General features: G+C 60.9%; 23 protein-coding genes and 1 tRNA gene. 14 read left to right on the top strand and 10 right to left on the bottom strand.

Going from position 1 to position 17,799, the window contains the following annotated elements; genetic code table 11:
- Positions 1–2: 2 nt before the first annotated feature.
- Together JO965_RS06100 and JO965_RS06095 are read right to left on the bottom strand one after the other, a co-directional pair.
- Positions 3–527 (bottom strand): hypothetical protein, encoded by a 525-nt coding sequence (locus JO965_RS06100; protein ID WP_203442804.1) that lies wholly within the window; start codon positions 525–527, stop codon positions 3–5.
- A gap of 121 nt (positions 528–648) precedes the next feature.
- On the bottom strand, positions 649–1,035 hold the full coding sequence (locus JO965_RS06095) for a helix-turn-helix domain-containing protein (RefSeq protein ID WP_203442803.1): 387 nt from the start codon (positions 1,033–1,035) through the stop codon (positions 649–651).
- Between the two features lie 138 nt (positions 1,036–1,173).
- Here JO965_RS06095 and JO965_RS06090 point away from each other — a divergent pair, with 138 nt between their 5' ends.
- The 3 genes from JO965_RS06090 to JO965_RS06080 all read left to right on the top strand — a co-directional run bounded on the left by JO965_RS06090 (position 1,174) and on the right by JO965_RS06080 (position 2,869).
- Positions 1,174–1,905, top strand: coding sequence for a LuxR family transcriptional regulator (locus tag JO965_RS06090; protein WP_203442802.1), 732 nt, complete (start codon positions 1,174–1,176; stop codon positions 1,903–1,905).
- Positions 1,906–1,989: 84 nt separating this feature from the next.
- Positions 1,990–2,634 carry an acyl-homoserine-lactone synthase gene (locus tag JO965_RS06085; protein ID WP_203442801.1) on the top strand — a complete coding sequence of 215 codons (645 nt, stop codon included), beginning with the start codon at positions 1,990–1,992 and terminating at the stop codon, positions 2,632–2,634.
- On the top strand, positions 2,621–2,869 hold the full coding sequence (locus JO965_RS06080) for a hypothetical protein (protein WP_203442800.1): 249 nt from the start codon (positions 2,621–2,623) through the stop codon (positions 2,867–2,869). Before JO965_RS06085 ends, JO965_RS06080 begins: the two co-directional genes overlap by 14 nt.
- Positions 2,870–2,945: 76 nt before the next feature.
- On the opposite strand, the gene JO965_RS06075 is transcribed toward JO965_RS06080, so the two are convergent.
- Positions 2,946–3,440, bottom strand: coding sequence for a ferritin-like domain-containing protein (locus JO965_RS06075; RefSeq protein ID WP_203442799.1), 495 nt, complete (start codon positions 3,438–3,440; stop codon positions 2,946–2,948).
- Between the two features lie 138 nt (positions 3,441–3,578).
- Between JO965_RS06075 and JO965_RS06070 the strand changes: the two genes are divergently transcribed.
- Positions 3,579–3,812, top strand: a complete 234-nt coding sequence (locus JO965_RS06070) for a YgaP-like transmembrane domain (RefSeq protein ID WP_203442798.1) — start codon at positions 3,579–3,581, stop codon at positions 3,810–3,812.
- Between the two features lie 64 nt (positions 3,813–3,876).
- Here JO965_RS06070 and JO965_RS06065 read toward each other — a convergent pair whose 3' ends face one another.
- Positions 3,877–4,143 carry a GlsB/YeaQ/YmgE family stress response membrane protein gene (locus JO965_RS06065; protein WP_203442797.1) on the bottom strand — a complete coding sequence of 89 codons (267 nt, stop codon included), beginning with the start codon at positions 4,141–4,143 and terminating at the stop codon, positions 3,877–3,879.
- Positions 4,144–4,287: 144 nt separating this feature from the next.
- Between JO965_RS06065 and JO965_RS06060 the strand changes: the two genes are divergently transcribed.
- Positions 4,288–4,455 (top strand): hypothetical protein, encoded by a 168-nt coding sequence (locus JO965_RS06060; RefSeq protein ID WP_203442796.1) that lies wholly within the window; start codon positions 4,288–4,290, stop codon positions 4,453–4,455.
- A 115-nt stretch (positions 4,456–4,570) separates the two neighbouring features.
- On the opposite strand, the gene JO965_RS06055 is transcribed toward JO965_RS06060, so the two are convergent.
- The 3 genes from JO965_RS06055 to JO965_RS06045 form a co-directional block, all read right to left on the bottom strand.
- Positions 4,571–4,647 (bottom strand) — tRNA-Arg (locus tag JO965_RS06055).
- 105 nt (positions 4,648–4,752) lie between these two features.
- On the bottom strand, positions 4,753–6,189 hold the full coding sequence (locus tag JO965_RS06050) for a HAMP domain-containing sensor histidine kinase (RefSeq protein WP_203442795.1): 1,437 nt from the start codon (positions 6,187–6,189) through the stop codon (positions 4,753–4,755).
- Between the two features lie 160 nt (positions 6,190–6,349).
- On the bottom strand, positions 6,350–7,144 hold the full coding sequence (locus tag JO965_RS06045) for a TVP38/TMEM64 family protein (RefSeq protein ID WP_203442794.1): 795 nt from the start codon (positions 7,142–7,144) through the stop codon (positions 6,350–6,352).
- Between the two features lie 254 nt (positions 7,145–7,398).
- Between JO965_RS06045 and rpmH the strand changes: the two genes are divergently transcribed.
- From rpmH to JO965_RS06025, 4 genes are all read left to right on the top strand, one after another.
- Positions 7,399–7,533 (top strand): 50S ribosomal protein L34, encoded by a 135-nt coding sequence (rpmH, locus tag JO965_RS06040; protein WP_027314822.1) that lies wholly within the window; start codon positions 7,399–7,401, stop codon positions 7,531–7,533.
- An 18-nt stretch (positions 7,534–7,551) separates the two neighbouring features.
- Positions 7,552–7,986, top strand: a complete 435-nt coding sequence (rnpA, locus tag JO965_RS06035) for a ribonuclease P protein component (protein WP_203442793.1) — start codon at positions 7,552–7,554, stop codon at positions 7,984–7,986.
- On the top strand, positions 7,979–9,838 hold the full coding sequence (yidC, locus tag JO965_RS06030) for a membrane protein insertase YidC (protein ID WP_203442792.1): 1,860 nt from the start codon (positions 7,979–7,981) through the stop codon (positions 9,836–9,838). The genes rnpA and yidC overlap by 8 nt, the downstream gene beginning before the upstream one ends.
- A gap of 75 nt (positions 9,839–9,913) precedes the next feature.
- The gene (locus tag JO965_RS06025) at positions 9,914–10,558 is read left to right on the top strand and encodes a CatB-related O-acetyltransferase (RefSeq protein ID WP_203442791.1); all 645 of its coding nucleotides are present in this window, start codon (positions 9,914–9,916) and stop codon (positions 10,556–10,558) included.
- Here JO965_RS06025 and JO965_RS06020 read toward each other — a convergent pair.
- Positions 10,541–11,149, bottom strand: a complete 609-nt coding sequence (locus tag JO965_RS06020; RefSeq protein WP_203442790.1) for an NUDIX domain-containing protein — start codon at positions 11,147–11,149, stop codon at positions 10,541–10,543. The genes JO965_RS06025 and JO965_RS06020 overlap by 18 nt on opposite strands.
- A gap of 196 nt (positions 11,150–11,345) precedes the next feature.
- Between JO965_RS06020 and JO965_RS06015 the strand changes: the two genes are divergently transcribed.
- The 5 genes from JO965_RS06015 to JO965_RS05995 all read left to right on the top strand — a co-directional run bounded on the left by JO965_RS06015 (position 11,346) and on the right by JO965_RS05995 (position 15,779).
- The gene (locus JO965_RS06015) at positions 11,346–12,896 is read left to right on the top strand and encodes a CYTH and CHAD domain-containing protein (protein ID WP_203442789.1); all 1,551 of its coding nucleotides are present in this window, start codon (positions 11,346–11,348) and stop codon (positions 12,894–12,896) included.
- 64 nt (positions 12,897–12,960) lie between these two features.
- Positions 12,961–13,617: a ribosome biogenesis GTP-binding protein YihA/YsxC gene (yihA, locus tag JO965_RS06010; RefSeq protein WP_203442788.1), complete on the top strand. Its 657-nt coding sequence runs from the start codon at positions 12,961–12,963 to the stop codon at positions 13,615–13,617.
- Positions 13,614–13,982: a DUF423 domain-containing protein gene (locus JO965_RS06005; protein WP_203442787.1), complete on the top strand. Its 369-nt coding sequence runs from the start codon at positions 13,614–13,616 to the stop codon at positions 13,980–13,982. Before yihA ends, JO965_RS06005 begins: the two co-directional genes overlap by 4 nt.
- A gap of 76 nt (positions 13,983–14,058) precedes the next feature.
- A complete protein-coding gene (argB, locus tag JO965_RS06000; protein WP_203442786.1) occupies positions 14,059–14,964 on the top strand; it encodes an acetylglutamate kinase in 906 nt (301 codons plus the stop codon).
- 83 nt (positions 14,965–15,047) lie between these two features.
- Positions 15,048–15,779: a pyrimidine 5'-nucleotidase gene (locus tag JO965_RS05995; RefSeq protein WP_203442785.1), complete on the top strand. Its 732-nt coding sequence runs from the start codon at positions 15,048–15,050 to the stop codon at positions 15,777–15,779.
- Between the two features lie 190 nt (positions 15,780–15,969).
- Here the strand turns inward: JO965_RS05995 and JO965_RS05990 are convergent, their stop codons facing one another.
- Positions 15,970–16,473, bottom strand: a complete 504-nt coding sequence (locus JO965_RS05990; RefSeq protein ID WP_203442784.1) for a ferritin-like domain-containing protein — start codon at positions 16,471–16,473, stop codon at positions 15,970–15,972.
- Positions 16,474–16,581: 108 nt separating this feature from the next.
- Positions 16,582–17,769, bottom strand: coding sequence for a DNA recombination protein RmuC (locus JO965_RS05985; RefSeq protein ID WP_203442783.1), 1,188 nt, complete (start codon positions 17,767–17,769; stop codon positions 16,582–16,584).
- Between the last annotated feature and the right edge of the window lie 30 nt (positions 17,770–17,799).

The following is a 17,799-nucleotide window of genomic DNA, read 5'->3' as shown; positions in this document are numbered from 1 at the left end:
CATCAGGAGCCAGATTGTGTACGCGGCCGCTGGGCCTGCCGTGCGTGAACCTGCCTGCTCTGAGCCGGACTCGTATTCACGCGGTCATAGCGCAGATCCTCAGCCGTGCTTTTGATGAAACGTGCGGCAAGGAAGCCAACAGCGACAGATACGGCTGCCACGGTCGCCGGACGGCGTCGGACCACATCCTCGAACTCGTTGAAGAAGTCTGCGAAGGTGCGCTCACGAATGGAATCCGCAAGATGCTCCAACCCTTCTGCTGCGGTATCGACGACGGCGCGGATATTGGGTCGCTCATCGAAGGATCGGGTGGATTCTCGCAAGGACGTAGCGAAATCAGCAACGGATTGCGCAACATCGTCCTTGCGGCGGTCGACATAATCCGTCGCCTGTTCACGCGCGGAATCGATGAAATAGCGGCTACGCTCCACTGCTGCGCCGGCAAGGTCGCCGACATCGCCCTTGAGCGTATCCCAATCCTCGTTGCCGTTATCCTGCCTGTTGGTATTTTGCTGTCCCACGCCCATGGTAACCTCTCTCAATCGTGAGTGAGTAACCATTAGAAGCGCGGCAGGTTCCGAACGTCTCGGAGGCTCAATATCTTAGGGCTTGATGTGTTCCTAGTCGAAGCTCGACCGGGAAAGAATCTTAACTGGCCGATGCGAGCCAATCGACGAGATCTGCAACCTTCCTGCGCGCCTCGTCGTCCTTCAGCTTCAGGAAACCGCGGACGAGGCGATCACTTTCCGATCGCGTCAGAAACTCAGCCACGAGGCTATCGTCGGAGAAGCCTCCAGCACGTAATCCGGGAACTCCTTCGAAGAAGAATTCGATGCTGACATCCAGGACACCGGCAATATGGAGGAGACGGCTTGCGCCGATACGGTTGACGCCCTTCTCGTATTTCTGAACCTGCTGGAACGTAAGCCCTAAGGCGCCCGCAAGCTTTTCCTGGCTCATTCCGAGCATGATCCGCCGAGCCCTGACCCGACTTCCGATGTGTTTGTCGATCTCGTTGGGAGACTTCTTTTGCAAACGCCGCTCCTGCTTTTTCTCTAGCTTTTCCTATCTAGGCCGTTTTGCAAACCTTTGGTAGCATAGTTATTGAATTAATCCATGGGTTGAGTAACTTTATTATATGACATTTCTGATTGAAAGTCCTCGGAGGTGCTCTTGAGCGCTCGTAGCCTTGATCATACGGCACAAGCCTTTGAATTCGTCGAGGAGCTCGACCGTCTGGAAACCCCACAAGATATCATCGACGCGATGGAGCGATCCTTTTCCGACTTCGGGTTTGAAAATTTCATCATGACTGGCCTACCGCATCCGGAGCAACGGATTGAAAGCTTGGTCCTATTGAAGAAATGGCCCATGGATTGGTATTGGCGCTATATTCGGAATGGCTACGACCGTTACGATCCTGTCATCCACCTGTGCAGGCAATCCGTCCAACCTTTCGAATGGAGTGAGGCCCGCTACGATCCTGAGACGGATCCGAGAGCCGCCAAGATCATGCACGAGGCGGCAGAATTCGGCATGAAACAGGGTTATTGCCTGCCGATCCATGGTTTAAACGGCTTCGAGGCATGTCTTTCCATGGGCGGATCATCCCTCGACCTGACGCCGCAGACCAAGCCAGCCCTTCACCTGATGGCCATCTATGCTTTCGAGCGCGCCAGGCTGATCCTAGCCCCCTCCCCTCAGCCCAACCCGCTGACGTTCCGCGAAAAAGAGACTCTTCGCTGGGCCGCCTTGGGCAAGTCGGCTGCGGACACGGGTGCGATCCTCGGCGTGACGGAAAGGACCATTACCGCCCACATCGGCAGCGCCTGCCAGAAGCTGAGTGCTGCCAACAAGACCCATGCCGTGGCTCGGGCCCTTCAGCATCGCCTCATCGAGATGTGACGTAAAAGCACCTGTAATTTCCTACAATATTCAAACGCCTTAGGCCGTGAACACTGCTCTTCGAGAAATCGGGGAGCATGGGGCATGACCTCAATTCAAGTGATCACCAAAAACAACAAAGCCCGTTATTCAGAGATTCTCGACGGGTATTTCCATCTCAGGCATGAGGTTTTCGTCAACGAACGAGGATGGCATGACCTCAGGCGTGCCGACGGACGGGAGATAGATGCCTACGACAACGACCACGCCATATATCTCATCGTTCTCGACAAGGGCCGGATCATCGGCGGTCTGAGGCTTTATCCTACCCTCCTGCCGCACATGATCAGCGAGACCTTCCCTCACCTCGTGAAGGAACCCGGGATTCTGGCCGGGCCCACCATCCTCGAATGCACGCGCTATTTCATCGTCAAGGAACGGCGGACCGGTCGCACGGATTGCCGGCTCCTGGCAGCCTTCCAGCAATTCTGCCTCGAAGAGGGGATTACGGAGGTGACAGCCGTCGTCGAGATGTGGTGGCTGCCCCGCTGGCAGCAGGCCGGTTTCAAGGTGCGTCCGCTCGGTCTGCCGACCATGGTCGAGGGTCAGCCCTGCATCGCGGCGGCCATTCGCATTTCAGAGGACAGTCTGGAGTATATCCAAAAGCTGGCCGGTCTGAACGGCCCCTGCCTGTCGCGGGATTCCGGGATTCCCTCTCATCTTGATGGAGCGCCGCATGTCACTGCCTGAGGAGAACCCTCCCCTCTCCGCCTCCGTACAGGAGGAGATGACCGACCGTGCAACCAAGAACCTGGCGCATTGTCTTGCCCGTTTTCCTCCCATCGTGCGTCTGAGGCTTCTGGCTTTCATGCATCTGGTCGAGTACCCCGATACGATGAGAGCCTCGCTCGAGATCACGCCATCAGGATCTATGCGCCTGACCCTGGACACGGAGGTTGCACCGGCCCCTGCCCATCGGCATTGAGGCTTATCTTCTGGAACGACCGCAAATAGAAAGGCCTCGCGCTCGAGGGAGCGCGAGGCCCATTCCTGAAGAGCCCTCAGGCTGCCTTCGTGTTCACGCGTGCCTCAGCGAGTTCGGTCAGCAGTTTGTCGGTCTTCTTCTCCTCTTGAAGATTCTGATCAAGGAGCTTTGCGGCATCGCTCATGCCCAGTTCCTGAGCCCAGGTCTTCAGAGAGCCATAGCGGGTGATCTCGTAATGCTCGACGGCCTGCGCCGCGGCGAGGATGCCGGCATCGAGAGCCTCGCTGTCGGCGAAGTCTTCCATAACTTCCTTGCCTTCCTCGATGAGGCCATTGATGGCCTCGCATTGCACGCCGCGGGCCGGCTTATCGAGCATTACGAAAATTTTCTCGAGCCGCTCGATCTGGCCTTCCGTCTCTTCACGATGCGTCTCGAAAGCCTGCCGCAGCTCTTCCGACTCGGCATTCTTGGCCATCTTCGGCAGAGCCTTCAGGATCTGCTTTTCGGCGTAATAGATATCCTTCAGCGTATGAAGGAACAGGTCGTTCAAGGTCTTGTCCTTGCCTGCCATTGTCACGCTCCTCAGTTGAGAGTGGACTCAACGAGGGCCAAGCTTTGAGGTTCCTTCCAAATTTTCTGCTCTACGACTTGGCGGAACAACACTGCTTCACGTCGCGTTCGGCCAAGGTCAAAAAGGAGAATTGACGCGATGAACATGATGGATGGAGAGCCCAATCTCAGCATGACCGAGCGCGGCGCTTATATGCTGGCCGGCCTCGGGCTTGCGGCCGCAGCCGCCAAACCGCGCCCCAACCCGCTGCTGAACGTCCTAGCGCTTCTGGGCGGTTCCTATCTCGCTTGGCGCGGCTATGTCGGCAATTGCCCTGTCAAAGCAGCCCTCACCGGCTCGCACGCATACGACCGCATTGCCCATCACGGCTGATGCAAGAAGGGCCACAGTTTCGCTGTGGCCCCTGGCGTTCCGTTTCCGAAATCCCGATGGACGATCAGTACGACGATGTCGAACGACGTCCGGCGATCAGGCCGTAGATGAAGAGCACAAGCACGGCTCCGACGATGGCGCCGATGAAACCCGCCCCCTCGTCGGCCCGATACCAACCCAGAGCCTGCCCGAGATAAGTCGCGACGAAGGCACCCACGATGCCGAGAATGGTGGTGAGGATGAACCCGGATGGCTCGTTCCGGCCAGGCATGACCCATTTCGCGATCACGCCAGCGACGAAGCCGATGATAATGGTCCAGAGAATGCTCATGATGGGTCCCTGTCTGTGCTGCCTCCAGAAGGAACGCACAGCTTCGGCTAAGGTTGCGGCGGGAGGTTCCTCAAAGCATGTTTTTCATTATCTCGCCGCACTTGCAGCGGACGCTTCCGCTTCGCTCATAAGGAGAAACCCGACATGAACCCTGCTGGAGAACACTGGAACTATGAGGCCGTTCAAGCTCTTCTGGCGCTCGCCAGGGAGGGAGTCCCGGTATCGGTGATCAGCCTGAAGCTGAAGCGGTCGGTCACGGAGGTTCGAGCCAAGCTCGACGATCTCGGCATCACCCCAGCCGCCGAGGTTTAGAACCTAGAGACATTTAGAACCTAGAGACATTTGGAGAGACGCGCGCGAGGCTGCGGCGCACAAGGTTGCGGCCTCGAACCTTTGTCTTGCCTGCATCAATGTAAGGGAAGGGAAATGGCGCGCCCGAAAGGATTCGAACCTCTGACCCCCAGATTCGTAGTCTGGTGCTCTATCCAGCTGAGCTACGGGCGCTTGGTCGGCAGGTCGTTGCGGGAAGCAACGTTGGCCGAGGCCGGTGACATAGAGGGATCTGATCCGATTGGCAAGTCTCTTCGTGCAGAAGATATGCGGAATGCCTCAGTTTGTCCTGATCGCGGACAACCGATCCGGAATCGTAATCTTGAAACAGGTCTTTCCATGGCTCTCATCGAGAGTAATCGTCCCGCCATGGAGTTGAACGAGCTCCGCCGCGATCGGCAGACCCAAGCCCGTCCCCCCCTTTTGAGCTGAGCCCTGGAAGGGCGTGAACAGGTTGGCCTTCGCCCGCTCGGGGATGCCGGGGCCGTTGTCCTTGATCAGGATGCAGACCGTACTCCCCTCCCGCTCCGCGGTCACGTCGATCCGCGGCTGTCCCTCGGGCGATCCGGTCTGGCTCAGGGCTTGGACCGCATTGCGGACCACATTCACCAGGACCCGGGAAAGCTGGTCCGGATCGGCGTCGATCATCAGGTCTTCCGGTACCTGCGCCTCGAAGGCGATGCCCACCTCCGGCGCAAGATCGGTCAGGTTCGACAGTTCCGCGATCAAAGGCGCTAGGGGAATCATTCGCCGCTGCGGCAGCGGCTCTGTTGCGCGGCCGTAGGCCAGGGTGGTCTCGCAGAAGGCAATCGCCCGGTCGAGAGTGTTGACGAGCCTGGGGGCAATGCGCTGGACGCTCTCGTCACTGACCCGGTCGAGGCGATCGGTAAGGAGCTGGGCCGTGGTGAGCATATTGCGCAGCTCGTGGTTGATCTTGCTGACCGCCAGCCCGAGCTGCGCGAGGCGCCGCTTCTGGCGCAGCTCGTCGGCCAGCGTCGTCTCCATGCGGGCGAGCGCCTGTTCGGCCAAACCGATCTCGTCGACGCGGTCGGTCGGCTGGATGACCCTGGAGGCATCCTCGGGGTTGCTGGAGAATTCCGCGATGTTGCCGGTGAGCCGCCGCACGGGCCGCACGATCACCCATTGCAGGGTCAGATAGACCAAGCTCGCCGTAATGGCGGAGATGAAGAGGGACAGCAGCAGGATGTTGCGCGAAAACTCGATCATGGCATGGCGCAGGGGGCGCTGATCGAGAATCATCTCGACGAACTCGACTCCCATGCCCGAGCCGATGACCCGGATGGGCTTGTCGGCAGGATTGAACAGAACCTCCAGGGCGTCCTGGGCCAGGGTCATCCACTTCGTATCGCGCAGATCGACCGTCTTGCTCACCTCGGGCGGAACGTCGCCTGTTGCCAGGAGGCTCCTGCGCCCGCCTCCCTTCAAGGCGATCGCCTTGGCGCCGACGCCCTGCAGAAGACGCATTTCCAGCTCTTCCGACAGGGTTTCCTCAGGCGCGGCATCGAGAACCATGGCGGCGATCTGCGCTGCCGCCAGGCGGTCGTTGAGCCAGGTCAGCCGGAAATTGGCGACGGAGGGCACGTAGATGAGCACTTCCGCGATCATCACGAAGAGCACCGTCAGCATGAGCAGACGGGCGGAGAGCCCGAACTGGCTGAAAAAACGTCCTGCGAAGGTGGTCGGCTCGCGGCTCATTCCGGTTTCATTCCAGGCGGCGAACCGGAGAACCCGGCAGCCGCGATCACGGATTTTGAGCCGACGCTCTCGGAAACTCCATCGCCGCGCTCAACGTGACCTGGGATAAAGGTAGGTAGGCATAACCCCTCCCCGCTAGTCCTCTCTGCCTTCTTGACCATTACCCCTCGTCGGCGACGCGTCTGCGCCAGTGTCGCAATCCAACCGGCACCAGCGCCAATATTCCTAAGATAGCTAGAGCGATCATCAACTCGGGCGTCAACAGGCTTCCGGCATTGAAATCGACAGCGCAATCACTTTGACCGGTTGCAAGACAATCGGCGCGAAGGCTCTCTTGCCGGGATATCACCTCGTCGAGCCCCGATCCGGCGAAGGCGAAGGCAAAGGAAACCGGCAGCATGCCCAATTGTGTTGCCAAGATGAAAGGCCTCAGACGCATGCCGAAGAAGGCGGCGGCGAGATTCGTCAGCCAGAACGGCACGATGGGAATCAGGCGCAAGGAGAGCAGGTAGAGGAAGGCCTGCCTCCGGAAGCCAGCCGCGAGGCCTTGGATCCTGGCGCCTGCCCTCTGCAGAAGGGGCCTTCCCAGGGAGCTCCGGGCGATCAGAAAAATGTTGATCGCCCCTAGGGTGGCCGCCATGGAGGCCGCGATCCCGCCGAGAGCCCAGCCGAAAAGATAGCCGCCAATGGTGGTCAAGAAGGCCGAAACCGGCAGGGACAGGGTCACCGCCACCACATAGATCAGGCCAAAAAGCCCCAGCATTGTCCAGTGATGGGCCGCAACGAGCTCCTGAAGCCCAGCCTGATAATGGATGAAGGTCTCGAGGTTGAAGGAACGGTGCAGACCGGTTGCGAAAACACCCGTCAAGCCCGCAAGCAGCAGTGCGAGAGGCAAAATGCGCCGGAGACGGCCGGGCTTCTCCGTTCTATGGAATTTTGGCGGCGTCTCGGCCACGGATTCTCCTGGTTTCGGTGGGATATGTAACGCCTGACCGGGACAAACCTACCGGATCTGGACGCCGGGCTGATTGCCGCATAAAGGCCAGAGCGGCGTTGACTTTGCCCCTCCATTCCGTCATAAGCCCGCAAGCTGACAGCGCTCTTCTGGGGCGCTGATCGTTTTTTCGAAACAGTTTCGGGGGCAACCCCATCTTACCAGACGGGCGCGAGCCATCGAGCACCGCTGCCCCATTCGACCGGAGATGTGCCGTGAAGAGGACGTATCAACCGAGCAAGCTGGTTCGCAAGCGCCGCCACGGCTTCCGTGCGCGCATGGCGACCAAGGGTGGCCGTAAGGTCATTGCCGCTCGCCGCGCCCATGGCCGCAAGCGCCTTTCGGCGTAAGCAGCCTAGGATAGCCCGATGCGCGAGCCTCGCGCAGAGTTAAGCCTCGGGCGTCTGACGAAAAGACCTGACTTCGTCGCGGCGGCCTCTGGCCGCCGCTTTCATACCGAGCGGATGTCGGTCCAGGCTCGATTGCGCGAGGGTTCAGGCCTCGGCCTGCGCTTCGGCCTCACGGTGACGAAGCGGGTCGGCCACGCCACCGAACGCAACCGGATCAAGCGCCGACTCCGGGCCGCCATTCCGACGGCAGGCCAGGATTACGCGAACATCGATGCGGACGTGGTCGTCATCGGACGGCGCGAAATCCTCGCAGCCGATTTCGATCTGCTCATCGACGATCTTCGGCGCGCGCTGCGGGCAGTCACCAAGCCGAAAAGTGCGTCCCCCGCAGAGCGTACCAAATCCTCCTCACCTCCCCCCAACGGCGAGCGTCGCGGACATTCCCATGCGTGAAGACAACAAAAACCTCATCATCGCCATCGCCCTGTCGCTGGCGGTTTTGCTAGGCTGGCAATACTTCTTTGCGGCTCCCCAGGCCGAAAGGCAGCGGCAGGCCGCCCAGCAGCAGCAATCCACGCAGGTCAATCCGACGGCGCCAACTCCGCCCGCGAGCCCGAGCCAGGCCGGCGGTGCCTCGCCCACCGTGCCCGGAACGGTTCCGAGCACGCCGACCGGTCCGACGATCGAATCCCGCGAGGCGGCCCTTGCCCGCTCGCCGCGCGTGACCATCGATACGCCCTCCATCGCCGGCTCGATCAACCTGCGCGGCGGCCGCATCGACGACGTGTCCCTGAAGAACTATCGCGAGACTGTCGACCCCAAGAGCCCGATCATCGTGCTCCTGTCGCCCACCGGCGTTCAGAATCCCTACTACGCGGAATTCGGCTGGATCGGCGCGCAGGCCGGCAGCCTGCCGAACCAAAATACCGTGTGGACGGCGGACAAGACCTCGCTCACTCCCAGCAGCCCCGTTACCCTGACCTGGCAGAACGAGCAGGGTTTGGTCTTCCGCCGCACGATCTCGGTTGACGACAAGTTCATGTTCACGGTGAAGGACGCGGTCGAGAACCGCGGCTCGGCTCCCGTGACGCTGCAATCCTACAGCCTCGTTTCCCGCCACGGACGCCCGGTCACTCTCGGCTATTACGTGCTGCATGAGGGCATGATTGGCGTTCTCGGCGACGAGGGCCTGCAGGAAATCACCTACGCGAACCTTGATAAAAAGGAGCCGATCTCGGGCGGCAATACGGTCGGCCAGATCTGGAACTCCGTCACCGGCGGTTTCCTCGGCATTACCGACAAGTATTGGGCCGCCGCGGTCATTCCCGATCAGACGCAGCCCTTCCAGGGCTCCTTCACCTCGCAGCAGGGCCAGACGACGGATCGCACCTACCAAGCCACGATCGCCGGCGCAGCTCAGACGCTCCAGCCCGGCGCGACCACGGAAGTGACCCAGCGCCTCTTTGCCGGCGCCAAGGAGGTCGCGACCGTCGATGCCTATCACGAGCGGTACAGCATCAAGAACTTCGATCTCCTGATCGATTGGGGCTGGTTCTACTTCATCACCAAGCCGCTCTTTAAGGTGCTCGACTTCTTCTTCCACCTGTTCGGCAATTTCGGCATCGCGATCCTGCTCGTCACGGTTCTGCTGAAGATCCTGTTCTTCCCGCTCGCCAACAAGTCCTACGCCTCCATGGCGAAGATGAAGGCGGTGCAGCCGGAGATGGCCTCCATCCGCGAGCGCTATGCTGACGACAAGATGAAGCAGCAGCAGGCGCTGATGGAGCTCTACCGCAAGGAGAAGATCAACCCGGTCGCCGGCTGCTGGCCGGTGCTGATCCAGATCCCGGTCTTCTTCGCGCTCTACAAGGTGCTCTTCGTCACCATCGAAATGCGCCATGCGCCGTTCTTCGGCTGGATCCGCGACCTCGCCGCGCCCGATCCGACCACGATCTTCAACCTGTTCGGCCTCCTGCCTTTCAATCCGGGCGCGTTGCCGGTGGTCGGCCCCTTCCTGATGCTCGGCGTTTGGCCGATCATCATGGGCATCACCATGTGGCTGCAGATGAAGATGAATCCGGAGCCGCCGGACCCGGTTCAAAAGCAGGTCTTCGCCTGGATGCCGGTGATCTTCACCTTCATGCTGGGCTCGTTCCCGGCCGGCCTCGTGATCTACTGGGCCTGGAACAACCTGCTCTCGGTGACCCAGCAGGGCTTCATCATGAAGCGCAACGGCGTGAAGATCGAACTCTTCGACAACCTGCGCAAGACCTTCAGCCGCAAGACCAGCACCGCCAAGGGCTGAGCGGCAACCGATTGGACGTGATCATCCCCGGGCCCTGTCCCGGGGATTTTCGTTTGAATCATCGACGAGGCGGCAATGACGGCATCCGGTCCCAATCCCTTGAACCCTCACCCGCTCCCGGGTCATCCCCGCGTGGGGTTTCTCAAGGCCTTCGTGAACCAGCCGAACATCGAGGTCGGGGACTTCAGCTATTACGACGACCCGCGAGGCCCCGAAGCCTTCGTGGAGCGCTGCGTGCTGCACCACTACGACTTCATCGGCGACAAGCTCGTCATCGGGAAATTCTGCGCCATCGCGGCGGGTGCCACCTTCATCATGAACGGCGCCAATCACGCCATGACCGGCTTCTCGACCTATCCGTTCAACATCTTCGGCCACGGCTGGGAGGAAGGCTTCGACTTTGCCGCCGTCGAGACGGGATTCAAAGGCGATACGATCGTCGGAAACGACGTCTGGATCGGGCACGAAGCCACGATCCTGCCGGGTGTCATCATCGGTGATGGGGCGATCATTGCAACGAAGTCGGTCGTGGTGGCTGATGTGCCGCCCTACGCCATCGTCGGCGGCAATCCGGCCAAGATCATCCGCATGCGCTTTCCGGACGAGGTGATCACTGAACTGCTCTCTATCCGCTGGTGGGACTGGGGCGTCGACAAGATCACCCACAACCTCGACGCCATCCGGGGAGCGGATCTCGAGGCCCTACGAAGGGCGGCCTGATCGCTCGCGATCCTGTATCACCCCTTTGAGCTTCAGATGCTGCAGCAGCATGATGGTCTTGCCGTCGACGATCTGTCCTTGGTCAATCATGCCGAGAGCGTCTTCGAGCGCTATCTCCAGAACTTCAATATCCTCGCCCTCGTGCCTGTCGCCCCCGCCCTGGCCGATCCGGTCGATCGGCGAATAGCGGGCAAGGAAGAACATCAGCCGCTCGGTCACGCTGCCAGGGCTCATGAAGACATGGAAAACAGGCTGCAGATCGCGCAGCCTGTAGCCGAGTTCCTCCTGGGCCTCCCGGCGGATGCAGGTTTCCGGATCATCCTTGTCAAGAAGCCCCGCGCAAGCCTCGATCAGCGGCTCGAGATGGCCGGTCACATAGGCCGGCAACCGAAACTGCCGGACGAGCAGCACCGTACCGCGCTCGGGATCATAGGGCAAAATCACGGCGCCATGCCCCCGATCATAGGTCTGCCGGACCTGCCGTTCCAGGCTTCCGTCACGGCGGCGATAGTCGAAGATGAATTTCTTGAGGATCGCCCAATCATCCGAGAGGACTTCGACCGAGCGGATGAGAATGGGAGCGTCTGTCATGGTCGAGCCCTGGGGAAGAATCTCAGAGCCTCAACATGCTGGCGCCTTAGCCGAATACACTCCTCCAGTTTTGTAGAAGAGCGATACACTTCTGGAATCTGCATTTCGGAAGAGCCCGCTAGAGGTCTTCCTCGTGGCTTTCATTCCGAAACGCTCTAGATGATCGCGGCAAGAGAAACCGGATCGGCGGCTAGCCATGAACGCCCAATGGCAGGACAAGAATAAGTTCGTGAGAGCAAGCGAGATCGAGCTGAAGCTGGAACTCGCCGCAGATGCAACAGGCGAGTTACTCCAGCATCCGCTGATGGCGCAGGCCCGGATGCTTCCGGACCAGGGCGGTGCCCTTCACGCCGTCTATTTCGATTCAACGGATTGCGCCCTGCATAAGGCGGGACTGTCCCTCCGCGTTCGGGAGAAGAACGGATGCAGCACGCAGACCATCAAGGCCGAACGCAAGACACGCGGCTTCGCCCTCGACCGGGGCGAATGGGAGACACCTGTCGAAGGCGGCCTCGATCTTGCTGCCGCTACGGGCACGCCGCTGGCCGCCCTTGTCGCCGACGAGACGATCCGCAGCAACATCAAGCCGGTCTTCACGGTGGAGACAGATCGTCGGGCGTTCGAGATCAGGCGCGATGGAGCAACCATCGAACTCGCCCTGGACCAGGCCAAAGCGGCAACCGATACCGGCGCCGAGCAATTCTGCGAGGTCGAACTCGAATTGAAGGATGGCGCCCCGTCCGCTCTCTTCGCCCTCGCCGACGATCTCGCCGACAGCATCCCGTTCCGTCTCTCTCCGGTCACCAAGTCCGAACGCGGCTACAGGCTTCTCGGCGAAGCCGACAATAAGCCTGTAAAGGCCGACCGGACCGTCATTCCAACCCACGCCTCATGTGCCGAAGCGTTCCAGATGATCGCGCGCTCCTGCCTGTCCCAGATCATCCGCAACGAGGCGCCGCTGCGCCGGAGCGACGATCCTGAGTTGGTTCATCAGATGCGGGTGGGCTTTCGGCGGCTCGATGCTGCGATCTCGCTGTTCAAGCCGATGCTGCAGGATCGGAACAGCAAGGCCATGAAGGCTGAACTCCGCTGGGCCGGAAAAAAGCTCGGTAGAGTTCGCGATCTCGACGTCCTGATCGCGAGGGTGCGGAAGGTCGACGATAAAAACCACGGTCTGCCGGTGCTGGAGGAAGCCGAGCGCCAGCGCGCGGAAGCCTTCGAGGGACTTCTGGAAACCCTGTCCAAACCCCGCTTCATGAGAGCGATCCTGAAGGCCGCGACCTGGATCGAGTCCGGGCGATGGCTCACGCGCCGCAAGCCGGCGATCCTGGCGGCACGCGACCTGCCTGCTCAGGACCGCGGGATCGAGGAATTCTCGCGTCGCTGGCAGCGTATCCGGAAAGACGCACGGCAGATGGCCGATCTCGACGGAGACGCCCGCCATAAACTCCGCATCCGAATCAAGAAGCTGCGCTACGGCGTGGAATTCTTTACGACCTTGTTTCCGGGCGTTCCGGCACGCAAGAGTCGAAAGGCCATGTTGGACCTTCTGGAAGGCCTGCAGGACATGCTGGGCAAGTTGAACGACATCGAGGTTGGCCGAACCCTTCTCGATCCCTCGTTCGAAAAATCGGTGCAAAAGGCGGCCGGCTATACGAAACGGCGTGAGCGCAAGCTCCTCTCCAGGGCCGAAAAGGCTTCTGGAAAGCTCGTGAAAGCGGAGCCCTTCTGGCTCTCTGTGCCCTGAGCGACGGGAAAAGCTTGAGCGAGGTGCCTTGAACTCCAGGCACCAAGCGCCGATAAGGACCTCCATGACCGATATGGAACCCGACACCGACCCCTTTCTCGAGATCGGCCGCAAGCTCTTTGCCGGCGAGGCGGATTTCATCTGGGCCGCGAATTCCCTGAAGAACCTGCCACCCATGAGCAAGGTGGAGATCGCCTTCGCCGGCCGCTCCAACGTGGGCAAGTCGAGCCTCGTAAATGCGCTGACCGGGCGCAACACGCTCGCCCGCACGTCGCACACGCCGGGGCGGACACAGCAGCTCAACTTCTTCAATATCAACGACCGCTTTCACCTGGTCGACATGCCCGGCTACGGCTTTGCCGCCGTCGAGAAGCAAAAGGTGCAGGCCTGGACGCAGCTGATCCACGATTACCTGCGCGGAAGGGCAAGCCTCGCCCGTGTCTACGTGCTGATCGATGCCCGCCATGGCATCAAGCCGGTGGATGAGGCGGTGCTGGAAACCCTCGGCACGGCCGCCGTCTCCTACCAGATCGTCCTGACCAAGGCAGACGAGTTGAAGAAAGGCGAGCTCGACAAACGCATCGCCGAGACCCTGCAGAAGATCGAGAAGCGCGCCGCCGCCTACCCCGAGATCCTCTTCACCTCCAGCCGCTCGGGCCTCGGCATCCCGGAGCTGCGCGCCGAAATCGCCCGGCTCCTGAGCGAACGAGGCGCGGGATGAACCTCGCCGCCCGGATCCTGATCGTTCTGGCCTCGCTCTCCGGCCTCCTCGGTGTCGGCCTCTCGGCCGCAGCCGCCCATATCACGGGCGGCAATCTCACGACGGCAGCACAATTCCTGCTCTTCCACGCTCCGGCCCTGCTCGCCCTCGTGGCGCTGATGGCAGCCGGCGCCGTGAACCCCATGCTGGCCCAGATCGCCGGCTACGTGCTGATCCTCGGCCTTATCTTGTTTTGCGGCGACCTGTCCCGTCGGGCCTTTTCAGGTGTTGCGCTGTTTCCGAGGGCTGCGCCGACGGGGGGCTTTCTCCTGATGCTGGGCTGGTTACTGGTGGGAATCTCGGCCCTTCTTCGCCTGCGAGCCTGAACTCTCTGTTTCCAGCCGTCCCTCCTTCAGCTAGAAGGCAGGCCGTTTGATCCTGATGACCGCGCCGGAGCCGTCCATGTCCGATCCGTCCACGCCCCTTCCCGACGTTCATGTGCAGGCCGAGGTGCTTGTCCAGGCCCTGCCGCACATGCAGCGCTATGACCAGCAGGTCGTGGTGATCAAGTATGGCGGCCATGCCATGGGTGACCGGGCGGCGGCCGAGGATTTTGCCGAGGACGTGGTTCTGCTCGAACAATCGGGCATCAAGCCTATCGTCGTCCATGGCGGCGGGCCGCAGATCGGCAAGATGCTGGAAAAGCTCGGGATCAAGTCCGAGTTCAAGGGCGGGCTTCGCGTCACGGATGCGGCCACGGTTGAGGTCGTCGAGATGGTGCTTGCAGGCTCCATCAACAAGCAGATCGTCGGCTGGATCGGGGCTGAGGGCGGCAAGGCGGTCGGCCTGTCCGGCAAGGACGGCAACATGGTCACCGCCCGGAAGGTGACCCGCACCACGGTCGATCCCGATTCCAACATCGAGAAGGTGGTGGATCTCGGCTTCGTCGGCGAGCCGGAGAACGTGAACCGGGCGGTTCTCGATCAGGTTCTCCAAGCCGAGCTGATCCCGGTCCTTGCCCCGGTCGCGACCGGCCAAGATGGCCAGACCTACAACGTCAACGCCGACACCTTCGCCGGCGCCATTGCAGGCGCCATGACGGCCAAGCGCCTCCTGCTGCTGACGGACGTCCCGGGCGTTCTCGACAAGAACAAGAACCTCATTCCGGAAATGACCATCGAGGATTGCCGCCGCCTGATCGCCGACGGCACCATCACGGACGGCATGATCCCGAAGATCGAAACCTGCATCTATGCCCTGGAGAAGGGTGTGGAAGCGGTCGTCATTCTCGACGGCAAGGTGCCGCATGCAGTGCTGCTGGAGCTGTTTACCGACCATGGTGCAGGCACCCTGATCCGGAGGGGGTAAGGCTTTACCCTTCACGAAGCGTCCGAAAGCGCCTATATTTTTGTCAGTGGGGCCGCACGGCCCCATTGCCGTCTTTGGGATCCATGAACGCTAAACCGTCTGCTGAAAGCCACCTGTCGTCGTCCGACTCCCGACAATTCTCGCATGTGGAGACGTGGGTCTTCGACCTGGACAATACGCTCTACCCGCACACCTCGCGGGTCTGGCCTCAGATCGACGAGCGCATCACGCTCTACATCACGGAACTTTTCGGGCTCGATGGCCTGTCCGCCCAGGCGCTGCAGAAGTATTTCTATCACAAATATGGCACGACCCTTAAGGCGCTCATTGAGGAGCACGATATCGATCCGCACGACTTCCTCGATTTCGCCCACGATATCGACCACACGGATATCGAGCTGAACCACAGCCTGGGAGAAGCCATCGAGAAGCTGCCCGGCCGCAAGCTCATCCTCACCAACGGTTCCCGCAAGCATGCGGAGAACGTGGCAAAGAAGATCGGCATTCTCGACCATTTCGAGGATGTGTTCGACATCGCGGCCTCGAACTTCGTGCCCAAGCCCGATCGGCGCGCCTACGAGATCTTCCTTGAGAAGCATGGCGTGGAGCCTGCCCGCGCGGCCATGTTCGAGGATATTGCCAAGAACCTGACCGTACCGCACGAACTCGGCATGACGACCACCCTCATCGTGCCTAAGACCTTCGATCCGTTCCGGGAGAGTTTCGAGCAGGAGGCGGTCCAGACGCCGGATATCGACTACATCACCAACGATCTGGCGGATTTTTTGCGCGCCTACGCGTTGCCGGTGAAGTAGAGTTGGAAATGGCTCCACTTCCCGTCATCACCAGCCTTGTGCCGGCGACCCCGATAGCTTGAAGCCCTGCGCTCTTCACATCGAGATGGCCGGGACAAGCCCGGCCATGACAGCTGTGGGCTAACCCGACATGGAAAACAAAAATGGCCTCCATTCGGAGGCCATTTTTGTTTTCCAATGAACGAAGAGCCTAAGCAGCCTTCGTGTTGATCTTGCTCTCGGCGATCCGGTTGAGCTTCTGATCCGTGGCCTTTTCCTGATCCAGGATCTGATGCAGGACGCCGGCGCAATCCTCGCGGCCGAGCTGCTTGGCCCAGGCCGTGAGCGTCCCGTAGCGGGTGATCTCGTAGTGTTCCACGGCCTGTGCAGCGGCGAGAAGCGCTGCATCGAGAACCTGCGGATCATCGATATCGCCGGCGATATCTTGAGCTTCGTCGATGATGCCGTCGATGGCCGGACAGGTCGTGCCCTTCGGATCGTGGCCATGCATGCGGAATACCTGCTCGACCATTTGGATCTGTTGCTGGGTTTCGCCAAGATGGGTCTGGAACGCCTGCTTGAGCTGCGGGTCGCTCGCTTTCTCGATCATTTCCGGCAGCGCCTTCGTGATCTGCTGCTCTGCGTAGTAAATGTCCTGCAGGGTGTGGATGAAGAGATCATCCAACGATTTGATATCCTTTGACAAAAGGCCCATAGCGCAATCCTTCCCGAGTTCTGGGCTGTACCGATATGCGAACGCCATCAGCCGCATGGCGCCCTTGTAGCGTGGGAAGAACGTCGCGGACGAAAGGCAGTTCCCGACCTATTCCACGGCCCGGAGATTCCGGCCCTGAAGACGCAGCCACTCGGCCCGGGCCTCGGCATCGCCCTCGTCGAATTCGAGGGTTTCGATCTTTTGTCCGCGCTTGACGATCTTGTCTGTCGAGACCCGGATCTGGGAGACATCGTCCTGCGCCTGCCGGAAATGGGTATCGAGTTTCGACACCCGGGCATCGAGACGCTCGACATCTTCCAAAAGCTTCTGGACCTCGACCTGGATCACCCTCGCCTCCTCGCGGATGCGGGCGTCGCGGACCAGCGCCTGCATGACCTGGATGGCGAGTGTCAGCAGCGAAGGCGAGACGATGACGATACGGGCGCGATGCGCCTTCTGCACCACATCGTCGAAATGCTCGGCAAGGTCCGCATAGATCGACTCCGCAGGCACGAACAGCATCGCGATGTCCTGGGTCTCGCCTGGGATCAGGTACTTTTCCGCGATGTCCTTCACATGCACGAGCATGTCGTTGCGGACCTTGGCAGCCGCTCGGCCGCGGGCCTCGTCGCCCTTGGCCCCCCGGAAGAGGGTGAAGCCTTCCAGCGGGAACTTGGCATCGATCACGAGGCCGCGTTCGTCGCCCGGCAGGCGCACGAGGCAATCGGGCCGCGTGCGGTTCGACAGGGTCGCCTGGAACTCGAAGGCGTTGGCCGGCAGCCCATCGCGGACGATCGCCTCCATCCGTCCTTGCCCATAAGCGCCCCGGGTCTGCTTGTTGGAGAGGATGTCCTTGAGTCCCACGATCTCGCCCGTGAGGTTTGTCAGGTTCTGCTGCGCCGCATCGATCACGGCGAGGCGCTCGTTCAGCTTGGACAGGTTCTCCGTCTGGTGGCGCGTGGAGGTCTCCAGTCCCTGCCCGACCCGGTGCTGCAGCCCGTCGATCCGCTCCGAGATCATGCGGACGAAATCGCTCTGGCGAGTGCCGAAAACCTCGGCCATGGTCCGCATCCGCCCCGTCATCTCCGACTGCGCCCGGGTGAGTTCCGCCACCTTGTCGTCCATCTCCCGCGCCCGCTCGGCCGCGATGGCTGCCTCCAACGCCCTCTCCCGGCGGGTCCGCAGGAGAAGCGCCGTCACGAGCAAGAGGAGAAGGAGACTCAACCCCGCCATCCCCATGACGATCTGACCCCAGGTCAGGGATGTCTTGCCGAGGATCAGGACAACGTCGTTCATGGAGCTTATAGTTCCGGTTGACGGATGCAT

Origin of the sequence: Microvirga sp. VF16, assembly GCF_016864375.1 — a bacterium.
Classification (GTDB): domain Bacteria; phylum Pseudomonadota; class Alphaproteobacteria; order Rhizobiales; family Beijerinckiaceae; genus Microvirga.
Note: the sequence above shows the minus strand (reverse complement) of the source record. Positions and strands in the feature narration are given on the sequence as shown.